General features: G+C 34.7%; 2 protein-coding genes. Both read right to left on the bottom strand.

What is annotated here, in order from left to right:
* Nucleotides 1-144 precede the first annotated feature (144 nt).
* Nucleotides 145-1,947: a bifunctional metallophosphatase/5'-nucleotidase gene (locus AC1VAQ_RS20910; protein ID WP_303243904.1), complete on the bottom strand. Its 1,803-nt coding sequence runs from the start codon at nucleotides 1,945-1,947 to the stop codon at nucleotides 145-147.
* A 224-nt stretch (nucleotides 1,948-2,171) separates the two neighbouring features.
* Nucleotides 2,172-3,053 carry a fumarylacetoacetate hydrolase family protein gene (locus AC1VAQ_RS20905; protein WP_302597338.1) on the bottom strand — a complete coding sequence of 294 codons (882 nt, stop codon included), beginning with the start codon at nucleotides 3,051-3,053 and terminating at the stop codon, nucleotides 2,172-2,174.
* Nucleotides 3,054-3,113: the final 60 nt, after the last annotated feature.

The raw sequence follows: 3,113 nt of genomic DNA, 5'->3' as shown, positions 1-3,113 counted from the left end.
TCAACCCACACTCGGGACTTTCACCCGTTAGACTACGCCCATGCTGGGCACACTATAAAAAGGACTAGCTCTCTTTATGAGAACTAGTCCTTTTTATGTGTTAGATTTCTTCTATCACATTATTTGTAATTTGCACGATTCTAATTATGCTGCAAGATCAGCTAAAATTTTAGCTACATCTGCACTATTTATATAAGTTGCATTATTTCTAAGCTCTAAAGCTGTTGATAATTTTCCTGTTAAAGAAGAATCTGCATCCTTCGCTGTATATTCAGCTTGACCCACTGTGAAAGTAATTGTTACATCTGCTTTAGTTGCAACAATTTGTTTGTTATCATATTTTACTTCAAAGTTTTGTCCTTGTAAGTAGCTTCTAAGTGCAACAACTTTGTTTGTTACTTCTACCTTTTCTTCTGTCACAACTTCTGCTGGTGCTTCTGTTACAACTGTCATACGTGGTGAGAACTCACCAGTTACTGTACCTATTTTTTCTACATATGCTAAAAGTGTATCCATTAAAGTATTGTATTCAGCTTTAATTGGGTAAGCTTTAAACATTGTGTAATCATCGCCACCTGCTGCCATGAAATCATTTGTTGCAAGTGTGTACATTTTGTCAGGATCTACTGGAATACCATTTATTTTAAGATCACTAATGCGATTTCCTACTTCTTTGTAAGCATTTAATGTAAATGTCATACCTGCTGTATGAGGAAAAGCACCTTTTTCATTTGGATATTCACTTACACCATGTTCAAGTGCTGCTTTAATATCGCTACCTTTGATTTCTTTTACCATGATTGTGTTACCAAATGGAAATACTGTTACCATATCTTGCATTGTGATATCACCTGCTTCGATAGATGCACGAATACCACCACCGTTTGTAATTGCAACATCAGCACCTGTTAAATCAATCATCGCATCTGTTGCAAGTTGACCTAAGTTTGTTTCACCTGTTCTTACAACACTTCTATCGCCTACTAATTTAACTGCAGCTGTTCCTACAACACGTTCAAGAAGTGGGGCTTGAGCTGCTTCTACTTCTTCAATAGCTTTTAAAACTGTTTCATCTGGTACAACATCTGCAAAATCATTGTATCCTAAAAGAGAAGCTGTTTTACTTTCTACTTTACCGTCTTCTACAACAATTTCAACACGACCTACATTATTGAATTTTTCACCTGTACTTGCAATTAATGTTCCATTAACCATACGGCCTTCTTCAAGTGTAGTATGACTATGGCCATCAATAATAACATCAATCCCTTCTACCGCTTGTGCTACAAGGTCAGATGTGTAATCCCCTTCATCAAGTCCTAAGTGTGAAAGCATTACAACAACATCAACGCCTTCTTTTTCACGTAATACCTTAACAGCTTCTTTTGCTTCTGCAATCATGTCTGTAAAAGTATAACCTACAACATTATCTGGGTGTGTTTTGAAAGCAGTTTCTTCAGTAGCCATACCAAATACCCCTACCTTAACACCGTCAAATTCTTTAACCATATATGTATCTACTGCATTATTACCTTGTGCATCTTTAAGGTTTGCAGCAAGTACTTTATAGTTTAATTGACTTACAATATCAAAGAAGTTCTTTGCACCAAAATCAAATTCATGATTTCCTACTGTCATGGCATCATAACCTGCAGCATTGGCAAGTTTAATGATACTTTGGCCATTTTCAAGGTTTGCAAATGGCATGCCTTGGAACATGTCACCAGCATCTAAAATAAGTGCATTTTCATTGCTTTTTACTTCATTTGCATAAGTTGCAAACTTAGCAAATCCAATAACTTTACTACCATCATCTTTTACATTAGCATGTGTGTCGTTTGTATGAATAAGTGTAATTGTTGTTGCATCTTTTGCAAAAAGAGGTGTAACACTCATACAAGCAACAGCCATCATGGCAGTGAATAACTTTAAAGTTGCTTTTTTCATCTTATTGTCTCCTTATGTAAATCATTTTTTATGTCTATTAATTTATAACATAGTTCGATATATTTTGCAATATATCCCATGAATTTTTCTAAAATAATCTTTAACACGTATAAATATCTGAATTTTCCTCACTTTTGAGCATCAATTCTCGAACATTAAAATTACAAATCATATGTAACGTTCGTTATTAATTTTTTTAAATATTTTTTGTCAATTGACTCATATTATTCTCCAATTTTATTTGTAATCTTTCCAATCCCTTCAATCTCACAGCAGACTTCATCTCCTTCTTTCAAAAAACGTGGTGGTTCAAATCCCATCCCTACACCTGCTGGTGTCCCCATAGCAATGATCGTTCCTGCTTTTAAAGTCATCCCTTCTGAAAGTTCATGAATCACATGTGGAATATCAAATATTAAAAGATCTGTTGTAGCATTTTGACGAAGCTCCCCATTAACATATGAAAGAATTCCTAATACAGGTGGTCTTTCAAAACATTCTTCTGTTACAATCCAAGGCCCCATCGGTACAAATCCATCTAAGCTTTTGCCAAAATACCATTGTTTATGACGTGTTTGAATCTCTCTGGCACTTACATCATTAATAATGGTATAACCAAAGATATACTCAAAAGCATCTTCTTCAGCTACATCTTTAGCATCTTTTCCAATAATCACGGCAAGTTCTACTTCATAATCTAAACTTCCCATAAGCTTTTTATAACTTGGAATGATTCCCCCATCAGCTACTGCTTCATTGACACGTTTTGAAAAATATACGGCATAAGGTCTTTCACCACCAAAGGCTTCTTTTTTATAGCGTGCTGATTCTTCGGCATGAGCCATATAATTAATACCAAGACAAATAATATCTTGTTTAGGTACTGGAATAGGGGCACACATTTGAATATTTTCAAGCTTGATCCCTTCATTACTTTCTGAAAGCAACTTTAATTTTTGTTTTTCTTCCTGAGTTAACTTCTCGATGACTTCATTCATGCAACTATAAGGAAGCCCAACTGCGCCTATCGGACAAACAACTTGCTCATTTTTTCCCAGTACACCTACCTGCTCTTTTCCGTCTACTTTATAAGTCAAAAACTTCATTTCCAACCTCCATTTTACTTATTTTTAAATATTATATTATAAAATAAATATTTTTTATAG

It is taken from the genome of Cellulosilyticum sp., assembly GCF_982396655.1.
Note: the sequence above shows the minus strand (reverse complement) of the source record. Positions and strands in the feature narration are given on the sequence as shown.